Annotated in this window: 21 protein-coding genes and 3 pseudogenes; 11 read left to right on the plus strand and 13 right to left on the minus strand. The window is 68.2% G+C overall.

The annotated features are described in order from the left end of the window. The first annotated feature begins 3 nt into the window (after nt 1-3). Nucleotides 4-613: pseudogene (locus ABFX36_RS02370) on the plus strand (nitroreductase). 22 nt (nt 614-635) lie between these two features. On the opposite strand, the gene ABFX36_RS02375 reads toward ABFX36_RS02370, so the two are convergent. After that, a complete protein-coding gene (locus ABFX36_RS02375; protein WP_006896920.1) occupies nt 636-962 on the minus strand; it encodes a phenylacetate--CoA ligase family protein in 327 nt (108 codons plus the stop codon). Nucleotides 963-1,047: 85 nt separating this feature from the next. On the opposite strand from ABFX36_RS02375, the gene ABFX36_RS02380 reads away from it, so the two are divergent. The 3 genes and pseudogenes from ABFX36_RS02380 (at nt 1,048) to ABFX36_RS02390 (ending at nt 4,569) form a co-directional block, all read left to right on the plus strand. After that, the gene (locus ABFX36_RS02380) at nt 1,048-2,157 is read left to right on the plus strand and encodes a hypothetical protein (RefSeq protein WP_346074767.1); all 1,110 of its coding nucleotides are present in this window, start codon (nt 1,048-1,050) and stop codon (nt 2,155-2,157) included. Between the two features lie 15 nt (nt 2,158-2,172). Next, nucleotides 2,173-3,321, plus strand: a complete 1,149-nt coding sequence (locus tag ABFX36_RS02385; RefSeq protein ID WP_006896918.1) for an acyl-CoA dehydrogenase family protein — start codon at nt 2,173-2,175, stop codon at nt 3,319-3,321. 23 nt (nt 3,322-3,344) lie between these two features. Further along, nucleotides 3,345-4,569: pseudogene (locus ABFX36_RS02390) on the plus strand (acetyl-CoA C-acetyltransferase). Between the two features lie 243 nt (nt 4,570-4,812). Here the strand turns inward: ABFX36_RS02390 and ABFX36_RS02395 are convergent. Genes ABFX36_RS02395 through ABFX36_RS02415 form a run of 5 tightly spaced genes read right to left on the minus strand, consistent with a single transcriptional unit; the run spans nt 4,813 to nt 8,986 of the window. Continuing rightward, the gene (locus ABFX36_RS02395; RefSeq protein ID WP_006896916.1) at nt 4,813-5,268 is read right to left on the minus strand and encodes a MaoC family dehydratase; all 456 of its coding nucleotides are present in this window, start codon (nt 5,266-5,268) and stop codon (nt 4,813-4,815) included. Continuing rightward, on the minus strand, nt 5,265-6,188 hold the full coding sequence (locus ABFX36_RS02400) for an HTD2 family dehydratase (RefSeq protein ID WP_039867636.1): 924 nt from the start codon (nt 6,186-6,188) through the stop codon (nt 5,265-5,267). Before ABFX36_RS02400 ends, ABFX36_RS02395 begins: the two co-directional genes overlap by 4 nt. Before the next feature lie 2 nt (nt 6,189-6,190). Next, complete coding sequence (gene fabG, locus ABFX36_RS02405) at nt 6,191-6,937, minus strand: 3-oxoacyl-ACP reductase FabG (RefSeq protein WP_006896914.1); 747 nt, start codon at nt 6,935-6,937, stop codon at nt 6,191-6,193. A gap of 55 nt (nt 6,938-6,992) precedes the next feature. After that, nucleotides 6,993-7,814 carry an HpcH/HpaI aldolase/citrate lyase family protein gene (locus ABFX36_RS02410; protein WP_062367202.1) on the minus strand — a complete coding sequence of 274 codons (822 nt, stop codon included), beginning with the start codon at nt 7,812-7,814 and terminating at the stop codon, nt 6,993-6,995. Then, entirely contained in the window at nt 7,811-8,986 is a 1,176-nt protein-coding gene (locus ABFX36_RS02415; RefSeq protein WP_006896912.1) for an acyl-CoA dehydrogenase family protein, read from the minus strand. The genes ABFX36_RS02410 and ABFX36_RS02415 overlap by 4 nt, the downstream gene beginning before the upstream one ends. A gap of 191 nt (nt 8,987-9,177) precedes the next feature. On the opposite strand from ABFX36_RS02415, the gene ABFX36_RS02420 reads away from it, so the two are divergent. The 3 genes from ABFX36_RS02420 to ABFX36_RS02430 are packed head-to-tail and all read left to right on the plus strand — an operon-like array spanning nt 9,178 to nt 12,406. Further along, the gene (locus tag ABFX36_RS02420; protein ID WP_062367205.1) at nt 9,178-10,008 is read left to right on the plus strand and encodes an enoyl-CoA hydratase/isomerase family protein; all 831 of its coding nucleotides are present in this window, start codon (nt 9,178-9,180) and stop codon (nt 10,006-10,008) included. Next, on the plus strand, nt 10,005-11,192 hold the full coding sequence (locus ABFX36_RS02425; protein ID WP_062367207.1) for a CaiB/BaiF CoA transferase family protein: 1,188 nt from the start codon (nt 10,005-10,007) through the stop codon (nt 11,190-11,192). Before ABFX36_RS02420 ends, ABFX36_RS02425 begins: the two co-directional genes overlap by 4 nt. Continuing rightward, the gene (locus ABFX36_RS02430; RefSeq protein WP_006896909.1) at nt 11,189-12,406 is read left to right on the plus strand and encodes a CoA transferase; all 1,218 of its coding nucleotides are present in this window, start codon (nt 11,189-11,191) and stop codon (nt 12,404-12,406) included. Before ABFX36_RS02425 ends, ABFX36_RS02430 begins: the two co-directional genes overlap by 4 nt. Before the next feature lie 24 nt (nt 12,407-12,430). On the opposite strand, the gene ABFX36_RS02435 is transcribed toward ABFX36_RS02430, so the two are convergent. Next, on the minus strand, nt 12,431-13,321 hold the full coding sequence (locus tag ABFX36_RS02435; protein ID WP_006896908.1) for a universal stress protein: 891 nt from the start codon (nt 13,319-13,321) through the stop codon (nt 12,431-12,433). Between the two features lie 402 nt (nt 13,322-13,723). Between ABFX36_RS02435 and ABFX36_RS02440 the strand changes: the two genes are divergently transcribed. Continuing rightward, nucleotides 13,724-14,593 carry an SDR family NAD(P)-dependent oxidoreductase gene (locus ABFX36_RS02440; protein ID WP_045538555.1) on the plus strand — a complete coding sequence of 290 codons (870 nt, stop codon included), beginning with the start codon at nt 13,724-13,726 and terminating at the stop codon, nt 14,591-14,593. A gap of 35 nt (nt 14,594-14,628) precedes the next feature. Here ABFX36_RS02440 and ABFX36_RS02450 read toward each other — a convergent pair. Continuing rightward, a pseudogene (locus ABFX36_RS02450) lies at nt 14,629-16,112 on the minus strand (HNH endonuclease signature motif containing protein). Nucleotides 16,113-16,327: 215 nt separating this feature from the next. Here ABFX36_RS02450 and ABFX36_RS02455 point away from each other — a divergent pair. Both ABFX36_RS02455 and ABFX36_RS02460 read left to right on the plus strand, forming a co-directional pair. Next, complete coding sequence (locus ABFX36_RS02455) at nt 16,328-17,053, plus strand: hypothetical protein (RefSeq protein ID WP_045538557.1); 726 nt, start codon at nt 16,328-16,330, stop codon at nt 17,051-17,053. Beyond that, the gene (locus tag ABFX36_RS02460) at nt 17,053-19,062 is read left to right on the plus strand and encodes a YhgE/Pip domain-containing protein (protein WP_006896903.1); all 2,010 of its coding nucleotides are present in this window, start codon (nt 17,053-17,055) and stop codon (nt 19,060-19,062) included. The genes ABFX36_RS02455 and ABFX36_RS02460 overlap by 1 nt, the downstream gene beginning before the upstream one ends. Before the next feature lie 56 nt (nt 19,063-19,118). Here ABFX36_RS02460 and ABFX36_RS02465 read toward each other — a convergent pair whose 3' ends face one another. The 3 genes from ABFX36_RS02465 to ABFX36_RS02475 form a co-directional block, all read right to left on the minus strand. Beyond that, complete coding sequence (locus ABFX36_RS02465) at nt 19,119-19,955, minus strand: endonuclease domain-containing protein (protein ID WP_346074768.1); 837 nt, start codon at nt 19,953-19,955, stop codon at nt 19,119-19,121. 196 nt (nt 19,956-20,151) lie between these two features. Further along, nucleotides 20,152-20,505, minus strand: a complete 354-nt coding sequence (locus ABFX36_RS02470) for a YidH family protein (RefSeq protein ID WP_006896901.1) — start codon at nt 20,503-20,505, stop codon at nt 20,152-20,154. A 15-nt stretch (nt 20,506-20,520) separates the two neighbouring features. Beyond that, nucleotides 20,521-21,066: a DUF1697 domain-containing protein gene (locus tag ABFX36_RS02475; RefSeq protein WP_006896900.1), complete on the minus strand. Its 546-nt coding sequence runs from the start codon at nt 21,064-21,066 to the stop codon at nt 20,521-20,523. Nucleotides 21,067-21,098: 32 nt separating this feature from the next. Here ABFX36_RS02475 and rnhA point away from each other — a divergent pair, with 32 nt between their 5' ends. Then, on the plus strand, nt 21,099-21,560 hold the full coding sequence (gene rnhA / locus ABFX36_RS02480) for a ribonuclease HI (protein ID WP_006896899.1): 462 nt from the start codon (nt 21,099-21,101) through the stop codon (nt 21,558-21,560). A gap of 56 nt (nt 21,561-21,616) precedes the next feature. Here rnhA and ABFX36_RS02485 read toward each other — a convergent pair whose 3' ends face one another. Next, nucleotides 21,617-23,545, minus strand: a complete 1,929-nt coding sequence (locus ABFX36_RS02485; protein WP_006896898.1) for an ABC transporter ATP-binding protein — start codon at nt 23,543-23,545, stop codon at nt 21,617-21,619. Beyond that, nucleotides 23,542-25,275 (minus strand): ABC transporter ATP-binding protein, encoded by a 1,734-nt coding sequence (locus ABFX36_RS02490; RefSeq protein ID WP_006896897.1) that lies wholly within the window; start codon nt 25,273-25,275, stop codon nt 23,542-23,544. The genes ABFX36_RS02485 and ABFX36_RS02490 overlap by 4 nt, the downstream gene beginning before the upstream one ends. Nucleotides 25,276-25,317 lie beyond the last annotated feature (42 nt).

Consider the following 25,317-nt stretch of genomic DNA (forward strand, 5'->3'; position numbering starts at 1 on the left):
CTGATGCAGGTGTGCTTCTGCCTGCACAGATCGATCATTACGAAACCCGGCACCGCGACGCTCGAGTCGCCGGACGAGGACGGTCGCGTCCTCGAGGCGCTGCTCGACAGCCGCTGGAGCTGCCGCGGCTATCAGGAGGGCCGGCAGGTTCCGCGTGCGGACATCGAGCGGCTGCTGTCGATCGCTCAGCGGTCGCCGTCGTGGTGCAACACGCAGCCGTGGCAGGTCATCGTCACCCGAGGGCGAGGGAACGGAGCGATCCCGCGCGGCTCTGACCGAGTGGGATCGGCGAAGCAGGCGATGGAGAACTTCCGGCTCTTCGGTGCGCCGCACGTCGCGATCGTGACGACCGACGCGGTGCACGATGTGTACGGTGCCGTCGATTCCGGGCTCTACGTGAGCAACTTCCTGCTGGCGGCGCGGGCACTCGGTCTCGGCGCCATTCCGCAGGCGGCCCTCGCGATGGCGTCTCCGCTGATCCGGTCGCATTTCGCGATCGCCGACGATCGCAAGGTCCTGCTCGGCATCTCGTTCGGCTACGCCGACCCCGACCAACACCTACCGCACCTCGCGTGCGGAGCTGTCGGACGTGGTGCGCTGGGTCGACGCCTGAGAGAGGCCCGGACGCGGCCCGCTCACTGCGCGGCCGCGCCTGCGTCGCGCTCGACCGGTGCGACCTTGACGTGATCCGGCCGCTTCAGCGTGCCCTCGCCGATCAGCTCCACATCGGCCTTGATGTTGAGGGCCGAGCGGATCCGGTCCTCGATGGCGGCCTTCACCTCGGGGTGGCGTGCGGGGTCGACGGCGTCGGCGACTTCGGCCACCACAGGCAGTGGACGCTGGGTGGAATGACCCTCGAAGTCGGGGCGGATACGGATGTGCCCGGTGGTGAGCGGCGCCATCTCCTCCACGAGTTGCTTCACCGCTGACGGGAACACGTTGATGCCGCGGACGATGAGCATGTCGTCGGTGCGCCCGACACACCGAACCTTGTATCCGGTCCGACCGCAGGCGCAGTCGGTGGCGGTGACGACGACGTGATCGCGGGTGCGGAAGCGCAGCAGCGGCGACGCCCGACGCCCGACGCCCGAGGGCGGTGTACACCACTTCCCCCTCGACGCCGGCCGCGGGGGCGAGCACCTGCCCGTCGGCGGGATCGATGATCTCGGCGATGATCAGATCCGGCGAGTGGAAGTGCATGCCCTCCCCGGCTTCGCATTCGCCCCAGTAGATGCAGCCGAGGTCGGTGCCGCCGAGCATCTCGCGCGAGGTGGCGCCCCACAGCGACTGCAGCTTGTCGCGGATCGCGGGCAGTCCGCCGCCCGGCTCGCCGCCGACGCTGATGCTGCGGACGCCCAATTCGGCGGCGGGCACACCGACGATGTCCGGCGCCTGTTCGGCGAGGTAGGCGAGGAAGTTGGGCGTGCCGATGAGCGCCTCCGGACGCTGGTCGGCCTGTACGCGCAGCAGACGCTCGGCACCGGCCTCCGCGCCGATAGGGATGTCGACGATGCCCATGTGCCTGGCGATCTGGACCACCGGGAGCCCGCCCACGAAGCCTTTGCTCATGCCGAATCCGTGCAACATGCGGTCGCCCGGCCGGAAGCCGTTGGCGTACAGGGCCCGGGCGCCGAGTTCGCTCCAGATCGTGATGTCCGATTCGGTGAGGCCGACGTACGACGGGCTGCCGGTGGTGCCCGACGACGCCTGGATCGGGACGATCTCCGACATCGGCGCCGCCACGTGCGAGCCGAGCGGAGGATGCTCCGCCAGACTGTCCCGGAGCTCCTGCTTCTCGGTGAAGGGGAGATCGGCCAGGTGGTCGAGCGTCGTCACTCGGTCGATGTTCACCGAGTGCTCGGCGAATTTCGCCCGGTAGAACTCGCTGTTGGCGGCGAGGTACGCGAGCTGCTCGGCCAGCCGCGACTCCTGCATCGCCCGCGCCTGGTCGGGGCCGATCACCTCGACGGCGCTCCAGTAGTCGGCGGAGAACGGTCGGGTGCTCATGCTGTCTCGGCTCCTCTTCAACGCGATCCGGGTCGATGCGATCCGGCCGGCGCACCGGGGCTGCTGCTGTGTCCCGGGCCACTGGGTTATCTGAGCATAATATATTATGCTACCGATGATGGACGTGATCCAGACGACGATCCCGGCTAGAAAGGCTTTCAGCTCATGGCACTGACCAAGGACGAACAAGAGATGGTGTCGTTGGTCCGCGACTTCATCGACCAGCGGGTGGCCTCGCGTGTTCGGGAGTTCGAAGCCGACGACATCTATCCCGAGGAATTCATCGAAGAGATGAAGGAACTCGGCTTCTTCGGTCTGCTCGCGCCCGCCGAGTACGGCGGCGTCGACGTCAGCATGGCGTGTTTCGCCCGGGTCTGCGAGGAACTGGCGCGCGGGTGGATGAGCCTCGCCGGCGCGATCGGCGGACACTCGGTGATCACGTATCTGATCAAGACCTTCGGCACCCAGGAGCAGAAGGATAAGTACCTGGCGGAGATGGCCGAGGGCAAGATCCGCGCGACGATGGCTCTCACCGAGCCCGGCGGCGGCAGCGATCTGCAGGCCATGCGCACCTACGCGGCGCCCGGCGAGGACGGCTTCACCATCAATGGATCCAAGACCTGGATCTCCAATGCGGCGCACTCCGGACTGTTCGGCCTGCTGTGCATCACCGACCGTGACGCCAGCCCGGCCCACAAGGGCATGAGCGTCATCCTCGTGGAGCCGGGCGACGGCTTCACCGTCTCCAAGAAGCTCCCGAAGCTCGGCTACCGCGGCGTCGAGGCCTGCGAGCTGGTCTTCGACGGCATGAAGGTGCCCGCCGACGCCGTCCTCGGCGGAGAGCCGAACAAGGGCTGGGGCCACATGATGCGCGGCCTCGAGGTCGGGCGCATCCAGGTGGCCTCCCGTGCGCTCGGCGTCGGTCAGGCGTCGCTCGAGGCGGCCACCAAGTATGCGCAGGAGCGCGAGTCGTTCGGCAAGCCGATCTGGAAGCACCAGAGCGTCGGCAACATGATCGCCGACATGGCGACCAAGCAGCAGGCCGCCCGCCTGCTCACCGTCGACGCCGCTGAGAAGCTCGACCGCGGCGAGCGCGCGGACCTCGAGGCCGGAATGGCCAAGCTGTTCGCGTCGGAGACGGCGATGCAGCTGGCTCTCGACTCGATCCGCGTCCACGGCGGCTACGGCTACTCCAAGGAGTACGACGTGGAGCGCTACTTCCGCGACGCACCGCTGATGATCGTCGGTGAGGGCACCAACGAGATCCAGCGCAACGTCATCGCCGCGCAGCACATCGCGCGCAACAAGATCTGATCGAGAAGGAACTGGACTTCACCATGACTCAGCAGACCCTTCGCCGCGCGGCCATCGTGAGTCCGCTGCGCACCCCCCGTCGGCACGTTCGGCGGTTCCCTCAAGGATGTGCCGGTCGAGGATCTCGGCGCCGGCATCATCAACGCGGTCGTCGAGCGTTCGGGCATCGACCCGGAGCGCCTCGACGACGTGGTGTTCGCGCAGTCGTACGCCAACTCCGAGGTGCCGTGCGTCGGCCGATGGCTGGCGCTGAACGCCGGCCTGCCGATCGCCCTGCCCGGAATGCAGCTGGACCGTCGATGCGGCGGCGGACTGCAGGCCATCGTCACCGCGGCGATGATGGTGCAGACCGGTGCCGCCGATGCCGTGCTCACCGGCGGCATCGAGTCGATGAGCCGGATCGAGTACTACTCCACCAGCAATCGCTGGGGTTCGCGCGCGGGCAACTCGGTGCTCTACGACCGCCTCGACCGCGGCCGCGAGCGCAGCCAGCCCGAGCATCGCTTCGGCAAGATCTCCGGAATGATCGAGACGGCCGAGAACCTCGCGAAGGACTACGGCGTCTCCCGCGAGGCCGCCGACGCCTACGCGGCCCGCAGTCATCAGCGTGCGCACGCGGCGTGGGAGGCCGGGAAGTTCGACGACGAGGTGGTCCCGGTGACCGTCCCGCAGCGCAAGGGCGATCCGATCGTCTTCGCCCGCGACGAGGGCATCCGTCCCGGTTCCACCGTCGAGACGCTGAGCAAGCTGCGCACCGTGAGCCCGGGCGGCACCGTCACCGCGGGCAACGCCAGCCAGCAGAACGACGCGGCGGCGGCCTGCATCATCGTGGCCGAGGACAAGCTCGACGAGCTGGGTCTGGAACCGCTCGGCTTCCTCACCGGCTGGGCCGCCGCGGGCTGCGATCCGGCGCGCATGGGCATCGGTCCGGTACCCGCGGTCCAGCGGCTCGCCGCCCGGACGGGCGTGTCCGTGCACGAACTGCTCGACGCGCTCGATGTGGTGGAGCTCAACGAGGCGTTCGCGGTCCAGGTCCTGGCGGTCCTGGAGGGCTGGGACTGGCGGGACGAGGAGCGCGTCAACGTCAACGGCTCGGGCATCTCGCTGGGGCACCCGATCGGTGCGACGGGCGTCCGGATGGTCACGACGATGCTGCACGAGTTGCATCGCCGCGGCGGAGGCAAGGGCCTCGCGACCATGTGCATCGGCGGCGGCCAGGGCATGGCGGCCACGTTCGAAGCGGTCTGACAGAGCGGTTCCCGGGATTTCGGTCCCGGGTTCCGTTCCTTATTGTATATAGTATTAGCAAGCTGTCATTGGGGATCGCCATGCAACACCCGCCCCTCGAAGGCATCCGGATCCTGGAGATCGGCGGATACAAGACTCCAGCCTCTTCGACGTCCGAGCCGCCCACGGACTCAAGATGGTCGGCTTCACGGCGGCGGCGGGATCGGAGGCGGCACGTCGGCTGCCGCTGAGCGGATTCGCCGATCAGCCGGTGACGACCACCAGGAACTCGGCGATGCACGAGGGTTTGGCGGCGCCCTCCGCGGTGATCACGTACTTCGCGGTCACCGTCGCACCGGCCGGTCCCTCGGCGATGTCGGTGAACGTCACCGTGGCGGTCAGCGAGCTGCCGACCGGGACCGGCGCCGGAAACCGGACCTTGTTCAGGCCGTAGTTGAGTCGGGCCGAGCCGAACTCGATCGAATACAGATCCCGCCCGAAGAGCGGGATCAGCGAGAGCGTCAGGAATCCGTGAGCGATGGTCGTGCCGTACGGGCCGTCGGCGGCGCGCTCGGTGTCGACGTGGATCCACTGGTGATCGCCGGTCGCATCGGCGAAGGCGTCGATGCGCTCCTGTTCCACGACGAGCGGCGCGCTCGGGCCGATCTCCTCGCCGAGGGCGTCGCGGAGCTGATCGAGCGACGAGAACACGCGGGTCATGACCAGGCTCCCTGGTCGGTGGTGGTTCCGGTGGCGAAGGCGAGGTCGATCGCGGTGTGGACGTCGCCACCGGCGCCGACGAGTTCCACGCGGGCGTCGATGCCCGTGCCCGAGTACACCAGCGCGGCGTCGTCTCCGCAGAACAGCGGCTTGGAGTTGCGATGCGAGACGGTGTCGACCACGGTGCCGTCGGCCAGCAGGCGATGAGTCTCCGCCAGCGACAGCGTCATCAACGGTCCGTGCACCACCAGTCCCGGATAGCCCTCCACACGGGTGGCGTACGGCCAGTCGTAGTGGATGCGATGGGCGTTCGCGGTGGCGGCGGAGAACCGCATCAGGAGCGTCGGGTCGGTCAGGAAATCCCACCGGCGGGTCTCCGACGGCACGATCGGGCTGCCGATCGGGACGAAGGCCGAGGCCGGAGCGGGGTCGGCCGCCGGCTGCGCGGAGACGGGTGCCGCTTCCCGGTAGATGAGGTTCTGCTTCTCGCGCACCGCGGCGGTGCCGTCCGGCGCGTACAGCGTGGTGGCGACCACCACGATCACCAGCCGGCCGCTGCGACCGGTCTTGTCGGTCACCGACTCGACGGTCGACTCGCGGGTGATGGTGTCGCCGACCCGGATGGTTCCGGGGAACGAGACCGTGCCGCCGGCGAACATGCGCCGGGGCAGACCGACCGGCGGCAGGAACGAACCGAGCCGCGGGTGTCCGTCGAGACCGAGGCTGCTCGAGACGGACCACTCCGGGAGCGCGACCCAATGCCACAGCGGGGGCAGCGGATCGCCGATCTGCGGTACGGGCAGACCGTCGTCGAACAGATGCGCCAGGGCGCGGACCCGGCCGGCGTCGACCACTTCCTCGGTGGTGACGGTGTGAGCGGTCCAGCCCTCGAAGACGGGAGTGTCGGCGGTGCCGGTCATGGTCACATGAACCGCCCGCCGGTGACCTCCATGACCGTTCCGGTCATGTACGAGGACAGGTCGGAGGCGAGGAACAGCGCCACCTTGGCGATCTCGTCGACCTCGCCGGCGCGGCCCATAGGGATCTCGACCATCTTCTGATCCCAGACCTTCTGCGGCATGGCCTCGGTCATCGCCGTGCGGATGAGGCCCGGCTGAATCGCGTTGACGCGGATCCCCACGTGGGCGAGTTCCTTGGCGGCGGCCTTCGACAGACCGACGATGCCGGCCTTGGCGGCCGAGTAGTTGGTCTGGCCGGCCAGACCGATCTTGCCCGACAGCGAGGACATGTTCACGATCGCTCCGCTGCCCTGCTCGCGCATGATGGTGGCGGCCAGGCGGGTGCCGTTCCAGGTGCCCTTGAGATGCACGTTGATGACCTGGTCGAACATCTCCTCGGTCATCTTGCGCATGGTCGCATCGCGGGTGATGCCCGCGTTGTTGACCATGACGTCGAGGGAGCCGAAGGTGTCGACGGCCGTGCGCACGAGCGTCTGGACGTCGTCGGAGGAGGTGACGTCGCCCGCGACGCCCACGGCGACCTCGGGACCGCCGAGCGCCTCGGCGGCCTTGGCGACCTGCTCGGGGTTGATGTCACCGAGCACCACGCGGGCGCCTTCGGCGATGAAGCGCTGAGCGATCGAGTAGCCGATGCCCTGCGCGGCACCGGTGATGACGGCGGTCTTGCCTTCGAGAAGTGGTCCGGACATTTTGCGGTGCTCCTGTGGGTTGAGGTTTGTCGAGTTTCGAGTTCGAGGTCGGGCGCTACGCGCGGTCGAGGATGCTGCGCGCGCGATCGACGACGGGTTTGTCGACCATCTGGCCGTCGACCACGGCTACGCCGTCGGTTCCCAGCGCTTCGATGATCCGCCGCGCCCACGCGATGTCGTCTGCGCTGGGGGCGAACGCCGACGAAGTGGGGTCGAGCTGCTTCGGATGAATGACGAGCTTGCCCGCGAAGCCGAGACGTCGCGCGTACGCGACGTCGGCGCGGACCCGGTCGGGATCGTCCACCGATCCGGTGACGCCGTCGACGGGACCGGTGAGACCGGCGGCCGCCGAGGCCAGGACCAGCGCGCCACGGGAGGCCGCGAGGGCTTCGGTGTCGGTCGGGTCGACGCCGAGTTGCGCGGCGAGGTCGAAGGTACCGATCGCGAGACGGACCACGCCGGGAGCCGATGCGATCGACGCGGCCGCCAAGACGCCGCGCGCTGTCTCGATCAGGGCGATCACCGCGCTGCCGGTGGTCTCGGTGAGCCGCGCGGCCGCCGCGGGATCCTCGGCCTTGGGCAGCATGATCGCGGCACCGCTGCCCGCGAGGGCGGACACGTCCGCGTCGAAGTGCTCGGTGTCGGCGGCATTGATCCGCACCGCGCACGTGTGACCGGCGGCGATCCACGCCGCGGCCTCGGCACGAGCCTTCGCCTTATTGGCCGCGGGCACGGCGTCTTCGAGGTCGACGACCACGAGATCGGCACCCGCGGCGGCGGCCTTCTCGAACCGCTCCGGGCGGTCGCCGGGGACGAACAGGAGGGTGTGAGCGCCGCGGGCGAGGTCGCCGGCGGCGTGGTGCGCAGCTGTCGTCACTGCTTCGTCGCATCCTTCTTGGCCTGGCGGACCAGCCCGCCGCCGATGATGAGGCGCTGGATCTCGCTGGTGCCCTCGTACAGGCGCAGCAGTCGGACGTCACGGTAGATCCGCTCCACCGGCATCTCCCGCATATAGCCGCTGCCGCCGTGGACCTGGACGGCCTTGTCGGCCACCTGGCCGACCATCTCGGTGCAGAACACCTTGGCGACCGACGGCGAGATGCGGCGGTCCTCGCCGCTGACGTACTTCGCGGCGGCGTCGCGCACCAGCGCACGACCGGCGGAGATGCCGACCTGCATATCGGCGATGTGGGCCTGCACCAGCTGGAAGTCGCCGATCGGGGTGCCGCCCTGGGTGGTCACGGCGACATGGCGCAGGGACTCGTCCAGCGCGCGCTGCGCCGAGCCGACGGCGAGGGCGGCGATGTGCACGCGCCCGCGGGCGAGGGAGGTCATCGCGGCCTTGTAGCCGACGTCGACGTTGCCGCCGACGAGTGCCGACGCAGGGACGCGGACACCGTCGAAGTGGACGTCGGCGGTCCAGGCGCCCTCCTGGCCCATCTTGCGGTCGTGCTCGGCGACCGAGACGCCTGCCGTCTCGGCGGGCACCAGGAACACGGCGATGCCGGGACCGTTCTCGTCGGCGGGACGGACCCGCGCGAAGGTGACGAACAGATTCGCCAGCGGTGCGTTGGTGATGAAGCACTTGGCGCCGTCGATGACCCAGTCGCCGTTCTCCTGCTCGACGGCCTTGGCGCGCAGACCCGCGGGGTTCGACCCGGCGCCGGGCTCGGTGAGTGCGAACGAGGCGACCACCTCGCCCGAGGCGATGCGCTCGAGCCACGCGGCCTTCTGCTCGTCGGTGCCGAAGTTCACCAGTACCTGTCCGGCGATGCCGTTGTTGGTGCCGAACATCGACCGGAGCGAGAGTGCGGTGTACCCGAACTCCTGCGCCAGTTCGACGTCCTGCGTCAGGTCGAGGCCGAGGCCGCCCCACTCCTGAGGAATCGCGTAGCCGAACAGTCCGATCTCCTTGGCGGTCGCGACCAGATCAGCGGGAATCGCGTCGTTGTCGGCGATCTCCCGTTCCCGCGGTACCACCCTGGTCCGGATGAACTCGTGAACAGCGTCCTTGATCTGGGCGAAGTCCTCGGGACTGACCTGTGACATGAAATCTCCTCGCGCTCGTTCGTGGCGACTGCCACCTACGCATAATATATTATTGATGATCTGAGTGGTAGGGCCGACGCGGCGCAGTCGCCGCTCGATGGTCCCGCGTCAACGCATAATGCATAATCCATAATCATGGCTCCGAGCGCAGTTCCCGGCCCCCTCACCTATAGCTGGAAGGTCGTCGGCCCATGCAGACGTATGACGATTTCGAATCCCTGACCATCGACCGCCCGTCGGAGGGCGTGCTCCGCATCGTGCTCGACGGGCCGGACATGCACGCGGTCGGCCCGCAGCGGCACAGCGACCTCGCCGACATCTGGACGCGTATCGCCCGCGACGAGTCGGTCAAGGCCGTGCTGATCCGCGGCGAGGGCGACCGGGTCTTCTCCGCCGGCGGCAGCTTCGACCTCGTCGAGGACATGGTCGGCGACTGGCATGACCGCACCCGCGTGCTCCGCGAAGCCCGCGACCTCGTCCGCAATCTCATCGACCTGCCGCAACCGTTGGTCTCGGCGATCAACGGTCCCGCGGTCGGCGCCGGCCTCGTGACCGCCATGCTGTCGGACATCTCGGTGGCGGGCCGTCGAGCCAAGATCATCGACGGTCACGTCCGCCTCGGGGTCGCTGCGGGCGACCACGCGGCGATCACCTGGCCGCTATTCGCGGGCATGCCGAAGGCCAAGTACCACCTGCTCCTCAACGAGGTGATGACGGGCGAGGAGGCCGAGCGACTCGGCATGGTCTCGCTGTGCGTCGACGACGACCAGGTGCAGGACAAGGCGATGGAGATCGCCGAGCGGCTGGCCGGCGGCTCGGCATCGTCGATCCAGTTCAGCAAGCACGCGCTGAACAACTGGTATCGACAGAACTGGGCGATCTTCGACGCTTCGCTCGGCTACGAGTTCTACGGATTCGGCGGACCCGACGTGCAGGAGGGCGTGGCATCGCACCGCGCCAAGCGCGATCCCGACTTCAACGTCCCCGGTCCGCTGTTCACCGGCAAGGTGGAGCGTCGATGACCGCGACTCGCTCGGAGGCGCCGCTCGCCGGGATCACCGTGGTGACGATGGAGCAGGCCATCTCCGCGCCGCTCGCCACCCGTCACCTGGCCGACCTGGGCGCGCGCGTCATCAAGGTCGAGAACCCCGGCTACGGCGACAGCACCCGGCACTACGACAGCGTCGTCAAGGGCACCTCGGCGCACTTCACCTGGCTGAACTACGGCAAGGAGTCGGCGGCGCTCAACCTCAAGGATCCCGCCGACGTGGAGATCCTCGTCGCCATGCTGGGCCGGGCGGACGTGCTCGTCAGCAACATGGCGCCGGGGGCCCTCGACCGGCTCGGCCTGGGCATCGACAGTCTCGCGGAGCGGTTTCCGCGGCTCATCATCGCCGACGTCTCCGGTTACGGCAAGGGCGGTCCCGCCGATCACAAACGCGCCTACGATCTGCTGATCCAGGCGGAGACCGGATCGTGCGCCATCACCGGCACCGAAGGCGCCCCGGCCAAGCCCGGCATCCCGATCGCCGACATCGGCACCGCGGTGTACGTCTACTCGACGGTCCTGGCGGCGCTCTACGATCGCGACCGCACCGGCGCCGGGGCGGTCATCGAGGTCTCGATGCTGGACGTGGTCTCGGAGTTCATGGGATTCGCGCTCAATCAGGTGATCCACACCGGCGTCGAACCGATCCCGGTCGGCATGGGATCGCCGATGATCGCGCCCTACGGCGCGTACCCCACCTCCGACGGTCAGACCGCGGTGCTCGGCACCACGAGTGATCGCGAATGGCAGCGGCTGTGCGAGATGATCGATCGGCCGGATCTGGCGGCGAACGAGACCTACGCGCACAACGACGACCGCGTGGTGCACCGGGCCGAGCTCGACGAGGCCGTGGCCGCGTGGACGCGGGAGCACACGCTGGACGAGATCGCCGCCGCGGGCGATGCCGCAGGCATCGGCAACGCGCGGTTCAACACCGTCGGCGATCTGGCGAAGCATCCCCAATTGTCCGAACGCGGACGCTGGCGCACCATCGGGACGCCGGGCGGCGAGGTTCCGGCGCTGCTGCCGCCGGCCGCCGCCCGCTCCTGGCCGCGACTGTCCGGGTCGGTGCCCGCGCTCGGCGAGCACACCGACGCCGTCCGCGGCGAGTTCAGCCAGGCCGCCGCGTCCGCGACCACTTCTGGGGAGGAAGCATGAGCACCGCTCTCGCACGTCCGCTCGACGGTATTCGAGTCGTCGAATTCGCGAGCTTCGTCGCCGGCCCCAGCGCCGGCATGGCACTGGCGCAGCTCGGCGCCGAGGTGATCCGCGTCGATCCGATCGGCGGAAACGCGGACTTCAAGCGCTGGCCGCTGTCGGTGCGGTCGGACGAGAGCCTGTACTGGAACTCGCTCAACCGCGGCAAGAAATCGGTCTCACTGAACCTGCGCGCCGATGCGGGCCGGGACCTGCTCCTGGCGCTCGCCACGGCCCCCGGTCCGGACGCGGGCATCGTCGTCGACAACGCCGTCGGACGCAGCTGGTTCTCGTACGAGGCGCTCGCCGCGCGTCGCGCCGACGTGATCGCGGTGCGGGTGGAGGGCCGGGCCGACGGCTCGGCCGCGGTCGATTACACGGTCAACGGCGGTTCGGGCGTGGCCTCACTGACCGGTCCGGCCGACACCGATCGGCCGGTCAACCACATCCTTCCCGCGTGGGATCTGCTGTGCGGGCAGGAAGTGGTGACCGCGGTACTCGCCTCGCTGCGCCGTCGTGACCGCACCGGTCAGGGCGCGCACGTGCAGATCGCACTCTCGGATGTCGCGATGGCGGCGGTCGCCAACCTCGGCTGGTTCTCCGAAGCGGCCGAGCGCGGCCCGCGCGCCCGCCACGGCAATCACCTGTACGGCAGTTTCGGCACCGACTTCGCCTCGTCCGAAGGCGACCGGGTGATGATCGTCGCGCTCACCCCGCGCCAGTGGAGCGCCATCGGGGCGGCGACCGGCACCACCGAAGTGCTGGCCGCCCTGGAGAAGTCGCTCGGCGCCGACTTCAACACCGACGAGGGCCGCTACGCCCATCGTGAGCTGATCGAAGCCGTCCTGCGGCCGTGGTTCGCGGCGCACACCACCGAGCAGGTGCACGCCGGCCTCTCGGCCGCCGGCGTCCTGTGGGGCCCGTACAAGACCACCGCCGACGTCGCCGCCGAATTCGCCGAGGACCCCTCGGCCGAGCCGGTCCTCACGGCGATCGACCAGCCGGGGATCGGTGAGGTCATCTCGGCGAACGCCCCGGCCCGCTGGGACTCCGAGTACTCGGGCACCGCGCCGGCGACCGACCTCGGACACGACACCGACGCGGTCCTCTCCGAGGTCCTCGGTCTCGACGCGCCCGCACTCGCCCGTCTGAGGGAGGACGGCGTCATCGCGTAGCCCTGGCCCGAGATCAGTGTGCGATCAGCGGTCTTCGTGAACGACCATCACCGGGCATCCCGCCACCTGCAGGACCGCCTGACTCGTCGAGCCGAGGAGGAGACCGCGGAAGCCTCCGTGACCGCGGCTGCCGATCACCACCAGCTGAGCATCCGCTGCAATCCGGTTGATCTCATCGGCGGGGGTGCCGGCGGTGATCACGGTGGTGGTCTCGACGCCGGGGAAATCGTCGGCGTAGGCGGCCAGATGCTCTGCCAGCGTCTCGTCGGCTTCCGTACGGGCGCGCTCCAAGACGCTAGGGTCGTCGTAGAACTCCTCGCCGGTCAGTCCGCCGTAGGCATGCACTGCGGTCAGCGAGGTGCCCAGCGACGCGGCTTGATCGAAACCGTGCGCGATGACCGCCTCCGACAGTGGGGAGTCGTCGACGCCGACCACGACGGGCCCGGTGCCGGGGCGGTCGTCCACCGCGTCGTCCCTGCCGGGCACGACGACCACCGGGCAGTTCGCGTGCGCGGTGATGTCGGTGCTCACCGAGCCCATCAGCAGCCCTTGGACTCCGCCGAGGCCGCGGCGTCCGACGACCAGCAGGTGCGCCCGCGTCGAAGCATCGCGCAGGACCAGCGCGGCCCTGCCCTCGACGATGTGCCGATGAGCGGTGACGTCAGGCGCGACCTCCGCCGCGAGGTCGGTCGCGGTCTGCGTCGCGGTCTCGGCGAATGCCCGGGCGGCACGGATGGCGGCGTCTTCCGCGGAGAGGCCGGCGAAGCTGAACTGTGGGCTGAACGGGTGGACGGCACTGACGATGTGCAGGTCGCGGTGCAGGCGAGCGGCGGCCAGTGCGGCCCAACGTGCGGCGTTCAGGGCCTCGACGGAACCGTCGACGGCGACTACGACGGGGGCATCGGCTGACGACATCTCGACATCCTCTCCTCTATTCTCCACCTCCGCCGGGGGCTGCGGCGGTGCTCGGACGACTCAGCAGCTTGACGTCGTCTCGCTTCGACTCTACTGACGGCCGATTGGCTGGGGCGGTGCCGTCGCAGCGAACGTCGGGTCAGGAATCAGCTGGCGCGTAGAGACAGATCGTCCTGGTGTTCTACGCGGTGACCGCGCAGGCGCCGGCCGGCGACACGATGAAGGTCTTCCGAGGTCTGTCGAACTCGAGGTGAGCCGACCGGCCGGGCTTCGAGTGTCCGAGAAGTGTCCAATTTCTTGGACAATCCGGTGCGGTCGGTCTCTTGAAGAATGGTGCCGTATGCGCGGACGCACGACCAGCGGCGTTCCGGCGAAGATCTCATCCGATTGGGAGGATTACCAATGCTGAGATTCGACGGCAAAGTCGCACTGATCACGGGTGCCGGTCGCGGCCTCGGACGGTCGCACGCAGAACTGCTCGCCGAGCGGGGAGCCGCTGTGGTGATCAACGACCTCGATTCGGCTGCGGCGCAGGAGGCCGTCTCCGCGATCACCGCGGCGGGCGGACGCGCGGCAGTGGCGACGGGCGACATCACCAAGGACGCGGAGGCGGTCGTGAACGCGGCGGTCGACGCCTTCGGGCGGCTCGACATCGTGGTGAACAACGCGGGCGTGGACAGCCCGTCCCCGTTCGGCCCCACGGCGGTCGACTCGATCAGGCGGCACATGGAGATCAACTTCCTCGGAACCGTCGCCGTCACCGCGGCGGCATGGCCGCACCTGGTGGCGAACAGCGGTCGGGTGGTCAACACCTGCTCGCCGACGCTGTCGGGCTGGGAGGGCGAGAGCGCCTACGTGGCGTCGAAGGGGGCCGTGTACGTCTTCACCCGGACGGTGTCGATCGCGGCGCTCAAGTCCGGAGTCCGCGTCAACGCGATCGCCCCGACCGCGTACACCCGGATGGCGTCCGAGGCGGATCTGCCGGATGCGCTGAAAGAGAACCTCAAAGCCAACTACACGACAGCGATGGTGTCGCCGGTAGTCGCCTACCTCGCGCACGAGGAGTGCAGCATCAGCGGAGAGACGATCCTTGCGCAGGGCGGACTGATCCAGCGCTTCTCGCTCGCGATGAACGACGGCTACACGAACACGGAGATCACTCCGGAGGACGTGAAGGATCATCTCGAGGAGATCCTCGACGACAGCTCGGCGAAGCCGCTCGGTGTGGTGGGGTCCGAGAGCGAGACCTCGCTGCTCGATCTGTTCGAGTGAGCTGTCCCCGTCACGACGTCGGCGGGGCAGTAGCGTCAGGCGGCGGTGAGGCGGGCCAGGTAGCCATCGATGCGGGAGTCCTCCGGTCCGGGCGGGGCGTGTGGACCCTGATCGGGGAGCAGCTCCGCGTGGTGAATGTGGTTGACCCGCCACGCTTTCCGCCCGTGGCCAGTCGTGATCGGACGCCAGGCGACGCGTCCGGCGTGCGGGCCGTCGTTCAGGATCATGGTCTCCCAGTCGCCGAGCATCTTGCCGACCGACCGATTATGCCGTCCGCACGCGGCGCCGAGGTGATCGATGTTCGTCGGGCCGCCGTCGGCGGAATCCGGGAAATGATGGGCTTCTGTTCGCGCGAACGGCGCCGTGCAGCCGGGTGCGGTGCAGCCGCGGTCGCGGGCGAACAGCATCAGACGTTGAGCCTTCGAGGCGAGGCGCCGTCCCCGACCCAGGTAGAGCGGCTGACCCTGGCGTGGGAGAACACCGCCAGATGCGGCGTCGCGCCGGATGCCGCCTCGACCAGCTCGGCCACCGGCAACCTTGTTCCGGTCGCGGTGAGTGCGATTCCGGCGTGTTCGCGGAGTTCTTTGTCGGTGACGGTGATGACCAGCTGCGACGACAGCCGCCCACCGCCGGTGGTGCCTGCGGCGGTGAACGCCCGCTCAGCATCCAGCAGGGCGACGAGCGCGTCGTGGCCGCGTTGCCCGGCGGTGCGATCATCGCGCTCGGCGGCCGCGGCGAGCGCTGCTGGGTCGGCTGCCTCGCGTGCGCCGCATGGGGAGTCGGGGTCGGCGGGGTTGTTCATGCCGGGCGCGGCCCAAGACTCGAGCGTTACCTCCAACTTGGCCCGCAGAGCCGGGGTCAGGGAGGCGGTGACTTTGCTCATCAGCTGCCGGTCCTGCGGCATGAGCGCGAACTTCCGCCGGCGTTTGCGGTCCCGCTCGTCAGTGAGTGACCCGTCCGGGTCGAGATGGGCCAGGAGTCGGTGTCCGGCGGTGCGGACTCCTTCCGGGGTCAGCTCCCGGGCCACCGAAGCCAACTGGACTTCGGCGAGTTTGCGGGTCTGAGTGTCGACGGCGGCGGGGATCTTGTCCATGATCGCGTCGATCTCCAGCACATGCGCGGTACCGATGGCTCCGGCATTGACCGCCTCGGCCGTGGCCGGACACGCCGGCGTGAGAGTTTGGCCTTGCATGCCGGTGAATCGGCCGATCGCCGCGACAGAGGTCCGCCGACGACGGGCTTCACCGTCGCCGAGGTGAAGCCCCGACGACAGGTATTGATGCAGTGACAGGAAGCCGTCTTTGCGGTAGGCGCCGCGGTCGGAGACTTCCACCAGCAGGGCCGCGTCTACCCCGTCCAGCCGGCGATGCACGTGCTCGAGGGCTTCGGCGGTCTCCAGCAACTCGCGTTCGGTCACGGCGGCGAAGCGAGCGGCGGCGAGCCGGGTCGTAGCGGCTTCGATGACCGCGGCTAGCGCGGCCGGGTCCTCCGGCAACACCAGCGACGACTGTGCATCCATCCTGCTCACCGCCTCCCCGTGGTGCTCGACGACTGTGTGATCGTCGGTATGGGTGAACACTATCCCGGCCCTACGACAAAACGGCCTGACCTGCGTATGCACGGACCACTGCATCGCGTGGCCCTCGCCACAGCACCATCTGATAACGTGTGTTTGCACACTCGCGTGAGTGTGGAGACCTGCGAAGTGCTGCCATCCGACTACGCTCCTGGTTCATGACTGACTACCCCGAGACGGCCGCCATGGCCGTCGTCGCGCGCGGAATCGCCCAGAAGGGCCCGTGGGGACAGGTGTACGGTCCCCTCGACCTCGACATCCCGATGGGCGGGCTCACCGTATTGCGCGCCGAGCCGGGTCCCGGACGCACGGCGCTGCAGATGACGATCGCCGGCCGGATGAAAGCCAAGACCGGGCGGCTCGACGTGCTCGGCCGCACGTCCGCGCGAGCGATCTTCAAGGTCGCCTCGCTCGCGGGGGTCGCCGCCCTCGACGACGTGTACACCTCGGTCCGAGTGGTCGACCTGCTGACCGAGAAGATGCGGTGGGACGCGCCGTGGTACCGGCTGATCCGGAGATCGACCGAACAGGATCTGGAGCGGATCTGCCGTCCGGTGTTCGGCGACCTGCCGTTGCCGGATCTCACCGCATACGTCGAGGAGCTCTCCGAACTCGACGGCCTGCTGCTGCGCGTCGCCCTGGCCAACACCCGGCGGCTCCCGTTGCTGGTGGTCGGCAACATCGACCAGGTGTCCAGCGACGACGATCAGCGCATCCTGATCTCCCGTCTGGCCGAGCTGGGAACCGGACAGACGGTCGTCACGACCACGGTGAACCGCATCGATCCCGCACTCGGGTACCGGGCGTTGATCGACGTTCCGTCGATGCTGCCGAGAGAGACTTTCCACGCGCCCGCAGGCGCCGACTCCGAGGGGGAGATCTGATGCTGGCGGGAATGTCGCTGGGCACCGAGCTGAAGCGCTACTCGAAGGGGGCGATGCCGCGCATCGCCATCGTCACGATCATCCTCATGCCGCTGCTCTACGGTGCGATGTACCTGTGGGTGTTCTGGAATCCGTTCGACGAGGTCTCGAAGGTCCCGGTGGCACTGGTGAACGAGGACCAGGGCGTGAAATCGGGCGCGTTCGAGATCAACGCGGGCGATCAGGTCGCAGACCAGCTGCTGACCTCCGGACAGCTCGACCTGCACGAAGTGAACGCCGATGAGGCGGCCACGGGCCTGGCCCACGGAGACTACTACTTCACCATCACCATCCCGCACGATTTCACGTCGGCGATCACGTCGGCGACCACACCGAATCCGCACAAGGCGAAGATCGAGTTCACCTTCAACGACGCCAACAACTACCTAGCGGGCATCATCGGGCAGAACGCCGCGGCGCAGGTGACCCAGGCGATCAACGACAAGGTCGGCCAGCAGGCGGTGGACCAGGTGCTGGTCGGACTCACCACGGCGGGCAAGGGCATCGAGAAGGCGGCGGACGGATCGGCGCAACTCGCCGACGGACTGCACACGGCGAACTCCGGCGCACACGAACTGGCCTCGGGATCACGCGAACTCGCGACCAACATGGTCACCGCCCGGGACGGCTCCGCCGAACTCGCCGCGGGGACGGCACAACTCGCGAACGGGATCGACGCGGCCACCACACCACTGCTCGGATTGCTCAACAGCGTGCAGTCGTCGGGGGTGAAGCCCTCTGCGTACGCGAACGACGCCGCGAAACTGTCGTCGGACCTCTCCGGCGTGCTCGACCTGATCAGCGCTGCCGGTGCCGGACAATCGCAGGCGGAGAAAGCCGTCTCACAGGTCGCCACCGCTCTCCGCAACAGTTCCGACCCCAACATGCGCGCCCTCGCGAACGGGCTCGCGCCGGTTCAGGACTTCCTCCGAACCCAGGGTGTGACGCCGTCGACCACCGCGACCGTGAATCGGTTGGCGAAACAGTCCGACGCCCTGTCGGCCCAGCTCGGGGACGCGAACTCACCGTTGCGCAGCACCTTGGCGATGCTCGAGAACGGCGGTCTGGCGAGCAAGGTGGGCGAACTGCGTGACGGTGCCGGACAGCTGAAAACCGGTGCGGCGCAACTGCACAGCGGACTCATCCAGCTCACCGACGGCAGTGAACGCCTGGCGACCGGGGCCGGTCGACTGGCCGACGGCACCACCGAACTGTCCTCGGGTGCCGACGAACTGTCGAGCGGGCTCGCCGACGGGGTGAAGCAGATCCCGAACTTCGGCGGCACCGAGCAGCGGCTCAAGACCGCGTCGAATCTGTCGCAGCCGGTCGCGCTGAGCACGTTCACCGAGAATCGCGCGCCCACCTTCGGCACCGGCTTCGCGCCCTTCTTCCTGTCGTTGGCGATGTTCATCGGCGCCATCATCATCTGGATGATGCTGAAGCCGCTGCAGTCGCGGCCGGTGATCGGCGGCCTCGGCGGTCTGCGATCGGTCCTCGCGTCGTACTGGCCGGCAGTGCTGATCGCCGTCGCGCAGGTCGTGGTCATGTTCGTGGTCGCGCACTTCGCGGTCGGACTCGACGCCTTCCATCCGCTGGGCATGGTCGGTTTCATGCTTTTGGTGTCGGTCACCTTCCTGGCGATGATCCAGATGTTCAACGCGGTCCTGGGAGCGGCCGTCGGCCGGGTGGTGTCGCTGGCGTTCCTGATGGTGCAGATCGTCGCGTCGGGCGGCATCTATCCGGTTGAGACCACAGCGACACCGGCTCAATGGTTCCACCCCTACGACCCCATGGGCTACGCCGTCACCGGTCTCCGCCAGGTCGTCAGCGGCGGCATGGATCACCGGCTGTGGGTGTCCGTGGCGGTCCTGGCCGGGGTGACGGTGGTGTCGCTCGCGATCAGTTCCTGGGCGGCCAGACGCAACCGGCAGTACACCATGACGCAGTTGTATCCGCCCATCGAAGTGTGAGCCGGGCCAGATTCCCCGGTGAGACGCGGCGTAGCTCGTGTCGAGGTCGCCGGTCCTCATCGGGGAATCTGATCCGTGAAGTGGCTGCGAAGGTGTGCGCCGCGGCGGATCGCCGTCATGATCCGGGCATTGGTGTCCGGCCAGCGGAAGACCACGTCGTCGTAGGTGAACCGCAGCGGGTAATAGCCCAGTTCGAGAGCGATGGCATCGCGGGTTCGATCGTTCTGGAAATGTGTGCGGTCGCCGTGGAATTCCCATCCGTCGATCTCGATGCTCAGCCAGCGGCCTACCACCAGGTCCACGCGCCCCAGACCGTCGATCACCACCTGTATCCGGACCTTGACGTTCTGGCTGCGCAGCCGAAACCTGGTCATCGTCTCGGGCCCCGACTCGGCCCGGCCGTCGCAACGGTCGAGGAGCTTCGTGATGTGCCGGGGCGCCGAGCGGAACTGGTACTCGATCTGTTCGGCGGTCATGAGGCGTTTGTTGAGAATCGAATCGCAGACCACGACGAAGCCCTCGTCGTCGAGGCATCGCGCGGCATGCCGGAGGGCAGTGGGAACGTCGTCGACCAGCCCGTACTCCGGTTCGGGCCGACCGAACTGCCGGCAGAACGGTCCCTTCCGGCTCCGAATCGCCGAGCTGTTCCCCCGGACATGGAACCGATGGTCCTCGGGCGTCCAGACGCCGTGCCGATTCAGTGCGGTGACGCAGCTGATGACGCCGCCTCGTCGGACGGCGGCGACGTCGGCGGCAGAGGGCTCACCCACCGCGTACCAGCCGTGCCGGAGTCGCCGCGCGGTCTTCTCGCGGATGAGGATGTCGAGGTCGCCGCGGCCGAGCGTCGCGAGGAGTTCGCGGTGCGGATACACCCCGTCCGGAATGCGTTCCATGCCGCCACGATCGTCCGAATACGGATGCAGCACATGGCTTTCGGCGGTTCAAATGCAGATTGTGGACCGATCGGGGATTCCCCACAGCATCGTGCCGGACGGATCAGGTTCCCCGCTCAGCGGCACCACGCCCTGTGGGGGAGGTGGTAGCGCTGAGCGGGGAAATCGGTCCGAGCCAGCCCCGAACCGCGCAGGTTCAGACGAAGACCACGAAGCCCGCAGCGATCACGACCATCGCCACGGTGAGCGCCCACACCGCGGCGGGGCCGGGCATCCGGCCACCGTGCTCGAGGACGTGGTTCACCCGCTGCCACCGCCATGCCCCGGTCAGCGCGGCCAGCGCGCCGAGGACCACGAGGGACACGCCGAGAGCGGTCTTGGACCCGGTGACGCCGAAGTCGTCCACGATGTGGAGCACCGCGACGCCGGCGGCGATGAGACCGAGGGCGGTGCGAAGCCAGGCCAGCATGGTCCGCTCCGCGGCGAGCGTGAAGCGGGCGTCGGTGGCCCCCGGAGGCGGCGGGGTCGATGCAGGATCGTGCTCAGTCATGATGTTGCGGGCTCCTCACTGTGCTGAGCCCTCGCGGGCGAGTGCGATGAGCTTCGCGGTCGTCCGAAGATTACGTCCGGTGCCGGTGACTCCGAGCCCTTTGGCGATGCCCGCGGGCGTCAGCTTCGATCTGCCCACGCCGGTGGGCGCCGGATAGTCGATGTGAAGATCCCTGCCGATCACTCGCAGGCGTTCGCCGTTCCCGAAGTCGCGGGCGCAGAACTCGACGGCGGCGTCCGGATCGGGTACTCCGGTGAGGAAGTAGATGTGTCCGTGCGGCGGGTCGCCGAACGGATAGTCGGCCAGTGCTCGGGACAATTCGTCGGGCGTGCGGCCGATGACTTCCCGGAAGTACCCGAATTCGTCGGAGATCGCCTGCTCGAGGGCGCGATCGAAGTCGTCGGGATCTCCCGGCGGTGTGCACAGGAGATTGCCGGAGGCGATGTACGTGCTGACGTCGTCGGCACCGAGTGCGGTGGCGATCTCGCGTAGGCGCGCCATCGGCAGCTTGGCGCCGCCGACGTTCACGGCGCGGATCAGAACGATGCGGCCAGCGGCCATTCGGATCTCCTCACCCGGTAGCGTTGGACGTCATGAGCGACGCCGGAACCACTTCGAAGGTAGTGGAGATCTCGACTGATGGTGCGTGCCTCGGAAACCCGGGCCCCGGGGGCTGGGGGGCGATCCTGCGCTACGGCGACATCGAGAAGGAGATCTCCGGCGGCGTGGCCGACACCACCAACAACCGGATGGAGCTGACCGCGGCGATCGAGGCGCTCCGTGCGCTGAAGCGACCGTCGACCGTGATCCTTTACACCGACTCCAGCTACGTCCGGAACGGGATCACGAAGTGGGTCGCGGGCTGGCAGCGCAATGGCTGGAAGACGGCGAGCAAACAACCGGTCAAGAACGCCGACCTGTGGCAGGAGCTCATCGCCGCCGAGGACGTGCACACCGTCGAGTGGCGCTGGGTGAAGGGCCACGCCGGCGACAAGTACAACGAGATCGCCGACACCCTGGCCACGAGTGCGGCCCGAAGGCTGCGGGACGGCTAGGACAGGACCCCGCACCTCACTGCACCACGCGAGGGAACGAAGAACGACGAGAGCGCTCACACGGGAGCGTCCACATCCTCGATCGGCGCCGAGAACTGGGCGTTGTACAGCCGGAAGTACGCGCCACGACGCTCCAGCAGCGACTCGTGGTCGCCCTGTTCGACGATCCGCCCGTTCTCCATCACCACGATCAGGTCCGCGTTGCGGATCGTCGAGAGCCGATGCGCTATCACGAAGCTCGTGCGGTCCTTGCGGAGATTCGCCATCGCCTTGCCGATGAGCAGTTCGGTGCGGGTGTCGACCGAACTGGTGGCCTCGTCGAGAATGAGGATCGTCGGCTTGGCGAGGAAGGCGCGCGCGATGGTGATCAGCTGACGCTCACCCGCGCTCACTCCGCCGCCCTCGTCGTCGATCACGGTGTCGTACCCGTCCGGCAGGGTGCGGACGAAGTGATCGACGTGGCTGATCCAGGCCGCCTCCATGACGTCCTCACGGCTGGCGGCGGGATCGCCGTAGGCGATGTTGTCGTAGATCGTGCCGCCGAACAGCCACGAGTCCTGCAGCACCATGCCGGTGCGCTCCCGCAGGTCGTCGCGGGTCATCTCGGACGAGTCCACACCGTCGACGAAGATGGTTCCGCCGTCTATCTCGTAGAACCGCATGATGAGGTTCACCAGGGTCGTCTTGCCGGCACCGGTCGGTCCGACGATCGCGATCATGTCGCCCGGCTTGGCCTCGAGTGAGAGGTTCTCGATCAGCGGCTGGTCCGCGCGGTAGCGGAACGAGACGTCGTCGAAGACGATGTGTCCCTCGTCCACCGCGGGCGTCTTGGGCGCTGCCGGATCCGGCTGCTCCTCGTCCTCGTCGAGAACGTCGAAGATGCGTTCGGCGGAGGCGACGCCGCTCTGCATGAGGTTGAACATCGAGCCGATCTGGGTGAGCGGCTGGGTGAACTGGCGCGAGTACTGGATGAACGCCTGCACCTCGCCCAGGCTGAGCTGTCCGGAAGCGACGCGCAGACCGCCGACCACCGCCACCGCCACGTAGTTCAGGTTCCCGAGGAACATGATCGTCGGCATGACGATGCCGGAGATGAACTGAGCCCGCCACGACGAGGCGAAGAGCTTCTCGTTCCGGTCGTCGAAGACGCGTTCGACCTCGGCTCGCCTGCCGAAGGCGGTGACCAGTTCGTGGCCGGTGAAGGCCTCTTCGATCTGCGCGTTGAGGGCGCCGGTACTGGTCCATTGACCCACGAAGTGCGGCTTGGACCGCTTGGCGATCAGTGCGGTGGCGATCGCCGCGACCGGAACGGTCGCGATCGCGATCAGCGACAGCAGCGGCGAGATCGTCAGCATCATGATCAGAATCGCGACCACCATCAGCAGTGAGTTGAGCAGCTGGCTGATGGTCTGCTGCAACGACTGCGACAGGTTGTCGAGGTCGTTGGTGACGCGGCTGAGCAGATCACCGCGCGCCGAGGCATCGTAGAACGACAGCGGGAGTCGGTGGATCTTGCTCTCCACCTCGGCTCGCAGTTTCGTCACGGTTCCGACGACGACCTTGTTCAGAAGGTAGGCACCGAGCCAGCCGAGCACCGCCGAGGCCGCGTACAGGGCCAGCACGGTCGCCAGAATCCGGCCGACGGCGGTGAAATCGACTCCGTGGCCGGGGATCACGTCCATCGACGACACCATGTCGGCGAAGGTGTTCTGTCCCTTGGCGCGCAGGCCTTCGACCGCCTGCTCCTTCGAGATGCCCGACGGCAGCCGCGCCCCCACCACACCGGCGAAGAGTTCGTCGGTGGCGTCGCCGAGGACCCGCGGGGCGTACGCGGTCAATGCGACGGATCCCACGATGGAGCCCAGGACCACGAGCATCTTTCCTCGATGATCACCGAGACGACGAACGAGGCGCTTCAGCGACGGTTTGAACGACTTGGCCTTCTCCAGCGTGGGAGCGGCGCCGGGAGGTCCGCCGCGGGTCATGCGCCTGCCCCGATCGACAGCTGAGACTCCGCGATCTCAGCGTAGGTGGGACACGACTGCAGCAACTCGGTGTGGGTGCCCAGACCGACGATCGTTCCGCGGTCGAGGACCACGATCTGGTCGGCGGCGGTGATCGTCGAGATGCGCTGTGCGACGACGACCAGCGCCGCATCGCGGGTGGCGGGCACCAGGGCCTCGCGCAGACGCGAGTCGGTGGTGAGATCGAGCGCCGAGAACGAGTCGTCGAACAGGTAGATCGACGGCTTCCGGATGAGTGCTCGCGCGATCGCCAGCCGCTGACGCTGACCGCCGGAGACCGTGGTGCCGCCCTGTGCGACCGGAGTGTCGAGACCGTCGGGCATGGCGCGGACGAAATCGGCGGCCTGCGCGATCGTCAGGGCCTCCCACATCTCGTCCTCGGTGGCATCCGGTTTGCCGTTCCGGAGGTTGCTCGCGATGGTGCCGGAGAAGAGGTAGGGGCGCTGGGGGACGAGACCGAAGTGCCTGCGCAGTGCGTCGGGGTCGGCGTCGCGCAGGTCGGTGCCGCCGATCGTGATGGATCCGCCGGTCACGTCCAGCATCCGCGGCAGGAGGTTGATCAAGGTGGTCTTGCCCGATCCCGTCGATCCGACGACGGCGGTGGTGGTGCCGGGCGCGGTCTGGAAGCTGATCCCGCTGAGCACGGGCTCGTCGGCGCCCGGGTAACGGAATTCGACGTCGTCGAGGCGCAGGACGGCCGGATCGCCGACGATCGGTTGCGGGGCGGCCGGCGCGGTCACGGTGGTCTCGGTGTCGAGGACCTCGCAGATGCGGTCGGCGCAGACGCCCGCCCGAGGCGCCATCATCGCGAGGAACGAGGCCATCATCACCGACATCATGATCTGCATGACGTAGCTGATCATGGCGGTGAGCGCGCCGATCTCCACCGATCCGTCGTTGACCGCGTGCGCGCCGAACCAGAGCACTGCGACCAGCGTCAGGTTGGTGATGAGCATGACGGACGGGAACATCAGCGCCATCATGCGGCCGACGCGGAGGGACGCCTCGGCGAGGTCGTCGTTCGCGCTGCCGAAGCGTTCGGTCTCGTGCTGTTCACGGACGAAGGCACGCACCACGCGAATGCCGGTGACCTGCTCGCGCATGATGCGGTTGACGTTGTCGATGCGCGTCTGCATCGCGCGGAACCCGGGGATCATGCGCGAGATGATGAGGCCCATCGTGATCCCGAGAACCGGGACGGCCACCACCAGCACCCATGAGATGGGCGCTGCCACCCGTACGCCCATCACGATGCCGCCGATGCCCATGATCGGAGCCGTCACCAGGATCGACATCGCCATGACCGCCAGCAGCTGTACCTGCTGCACATCGTTGGTGGTGCGGGTGATGAGCGAGGGGGCACCGAACCTGCCGACTTCTCGGGTGGAGAATCCGTTCACCCGGTGGAGCAGATCGTGCCGGATGTCGCGGCCGCCGCCGAGCGCGGCCCGCGAGCCGAAGTACATCGCGGCCACCGAACCCGCGATCTGCGCGAGCGACACCAGCAGCATCCAGCCTCCGGTGGAGAGGATGTAGCCGGTGTCGCCGTTGGCGACGCCGATGTCGATGATGTCGGCGTTCAGGGTGGGCAGATACAGCATCGCGGCGGTCGCCACCAGCTGGAGGCAGACCACCGCGACGACCGCGCCACGATAACGGAGGACATACGTCCGCAGTAGGCGAATGAGCACGGGTCCACATTACGTGCGGTGTGTGACACGCGCGATCGGGAT

Origin of the sequence: Gordonia cholesterolivorans (genome assembly GCF_039531975.1) — a bacterium.
Taxonomy (GTDB): Bacteria; Actinomycetota; Actinomycetes; order Mycobacteriales; family Mycobacteriaceae; genus Gordonia; species Gordonia sihwensis.

Excerpts from the sequence above, each read along its gene's own strand:
- ABFX36_RS02375 (WP_006896920.1), bottom strand. The coding sequence starts at position 962 with ATGCTCATCGTCCGCGGCATCAACGTGTTCCCGTCAGCGGTGAAGCAA.
- ABFX36_RS02385 (WP_006896918.1), top strand. The coding sequence starts at position 2,173 with ATGGCACTGACCAAGGACGAACAAGAGATGGTGTCGTTGGTCCGCGAC.
- ABFX36_RS02395 (WP_006896916.1), bottom strand. The coding sequence starts at position 5,268 with ATGACCCGCGTGTTCTCGTCGCTCGATCAGCTCCGCGACGCCCTCGGC.
- ABFX36_RS02400 (WP_039867636.1), bottom strand. The coding sequence starts at position 6,188 with ATGACCGGCACCGCCGACACTCCCGTCTTCGAGGGCTGGACCGCTCAC.
- fabG (WP_006896914.1), bottom strand. The coding sequence starts at position 6,937 with ATGTCCGGACCACTTCTCGAAGGCAAGACCGCCGTCATCACCGGTGCC.
- ABFX36_RS02415 (WP_006896912.1), bottom strand. The coding sequence starts at position 8,986 with ATGTCACAGGTCAGTCCCGAGGACTTCGCCCAGATCAAGGACGCTGTT.
- ABFX36_RS02420 (WP_062367205.1), top strand. The coding sequence starts at position 9,178 with ATGCAGACGTATGACGATTTCGAATCCCTGACCATCGACCGCCCGTCG.
- ABFX36_RS02425 (WP_062367207.1), top strand. The coding sequence starts at position 10,005 with ATGACCGCGACTCGCTCGGAGGCGCCGCTCGCCGGGATCACCGTGGTG.
- ABFX36_RS02430 (WP_006896909.1), top strand. The coding sequence starts at position 11,189 with ATGAGCACCGCTCTCGCACGTCCGCTCGACGGTATTCGAGTCGTCGAA.
- ABFX36_RS02435 (WP_006896908.1), bottom strand. The coding sequence starts at position 13,321 with ATGTCGTCAGCCGATGCCCCCGTCGTAGTCGCCGTCGACGGTTCCGTC.
- ABFX36_RS02440 (WP_045538555.1), top strand. The coding sequence starts at position 13,724 with ATGCTGAGATTCGACGGCAAAGTCGCACTGATCACGGGTGCCGGTCGC.
- ABFX36_RS02455 (WP_045538557.1), top strand. The coding sequence starts at position 16,328 with ATGACTGACTACCCCGAGACGGCCGCCATGGCCGTCGTCGCGCGCGGA.
- ABFX36_RS02460 (WP_006896903.1), top strand. The coding sequence starts at position 17,053 with ATGCTGGCGGGAATGTCGCTGGGCACCGAGCTGAAGCGCTACTCGAAG.
- ABFX36_RS02465 (WP_346074768.1), bottom strand. The coding sequence starts at position 19,955 with ATGGAACGCATTCCGGACGGGGTGTATCCGCACCGCGAACTCCTCGCG.
- ABFX36_RS02470 (WP_006896901.1), bottom strand. The coding sequence starts at position 20,505 with ATGACTGAGCACGATCCTGCATCGACCCCGCCGCCTCCGGGGGCCACC.
- ABFX36_RS02475 (WP_006896900.1), bottom strand. The coding sequence starts at position 21,066 with ATGGCCGCTGGCCGCATCGTTCTGATCCGCGCCGTGAACGTCGGCGGC.
- rnhA (WP_006896899.1), top strand. The coding sequence starts at position 21,099 with ATGAGCGACGCCGGAACCACTTCGAAGGTAGTGGAGATCTCGACTGAT.
- ABFX36_RS02485 (WP_006896898.1), bottom strand. The coding sequence starts at position 23,545 with ATGACCCGCGGCGGACCTCCCGGCGCCGCTCCCACGCTGGAGAAGGCC.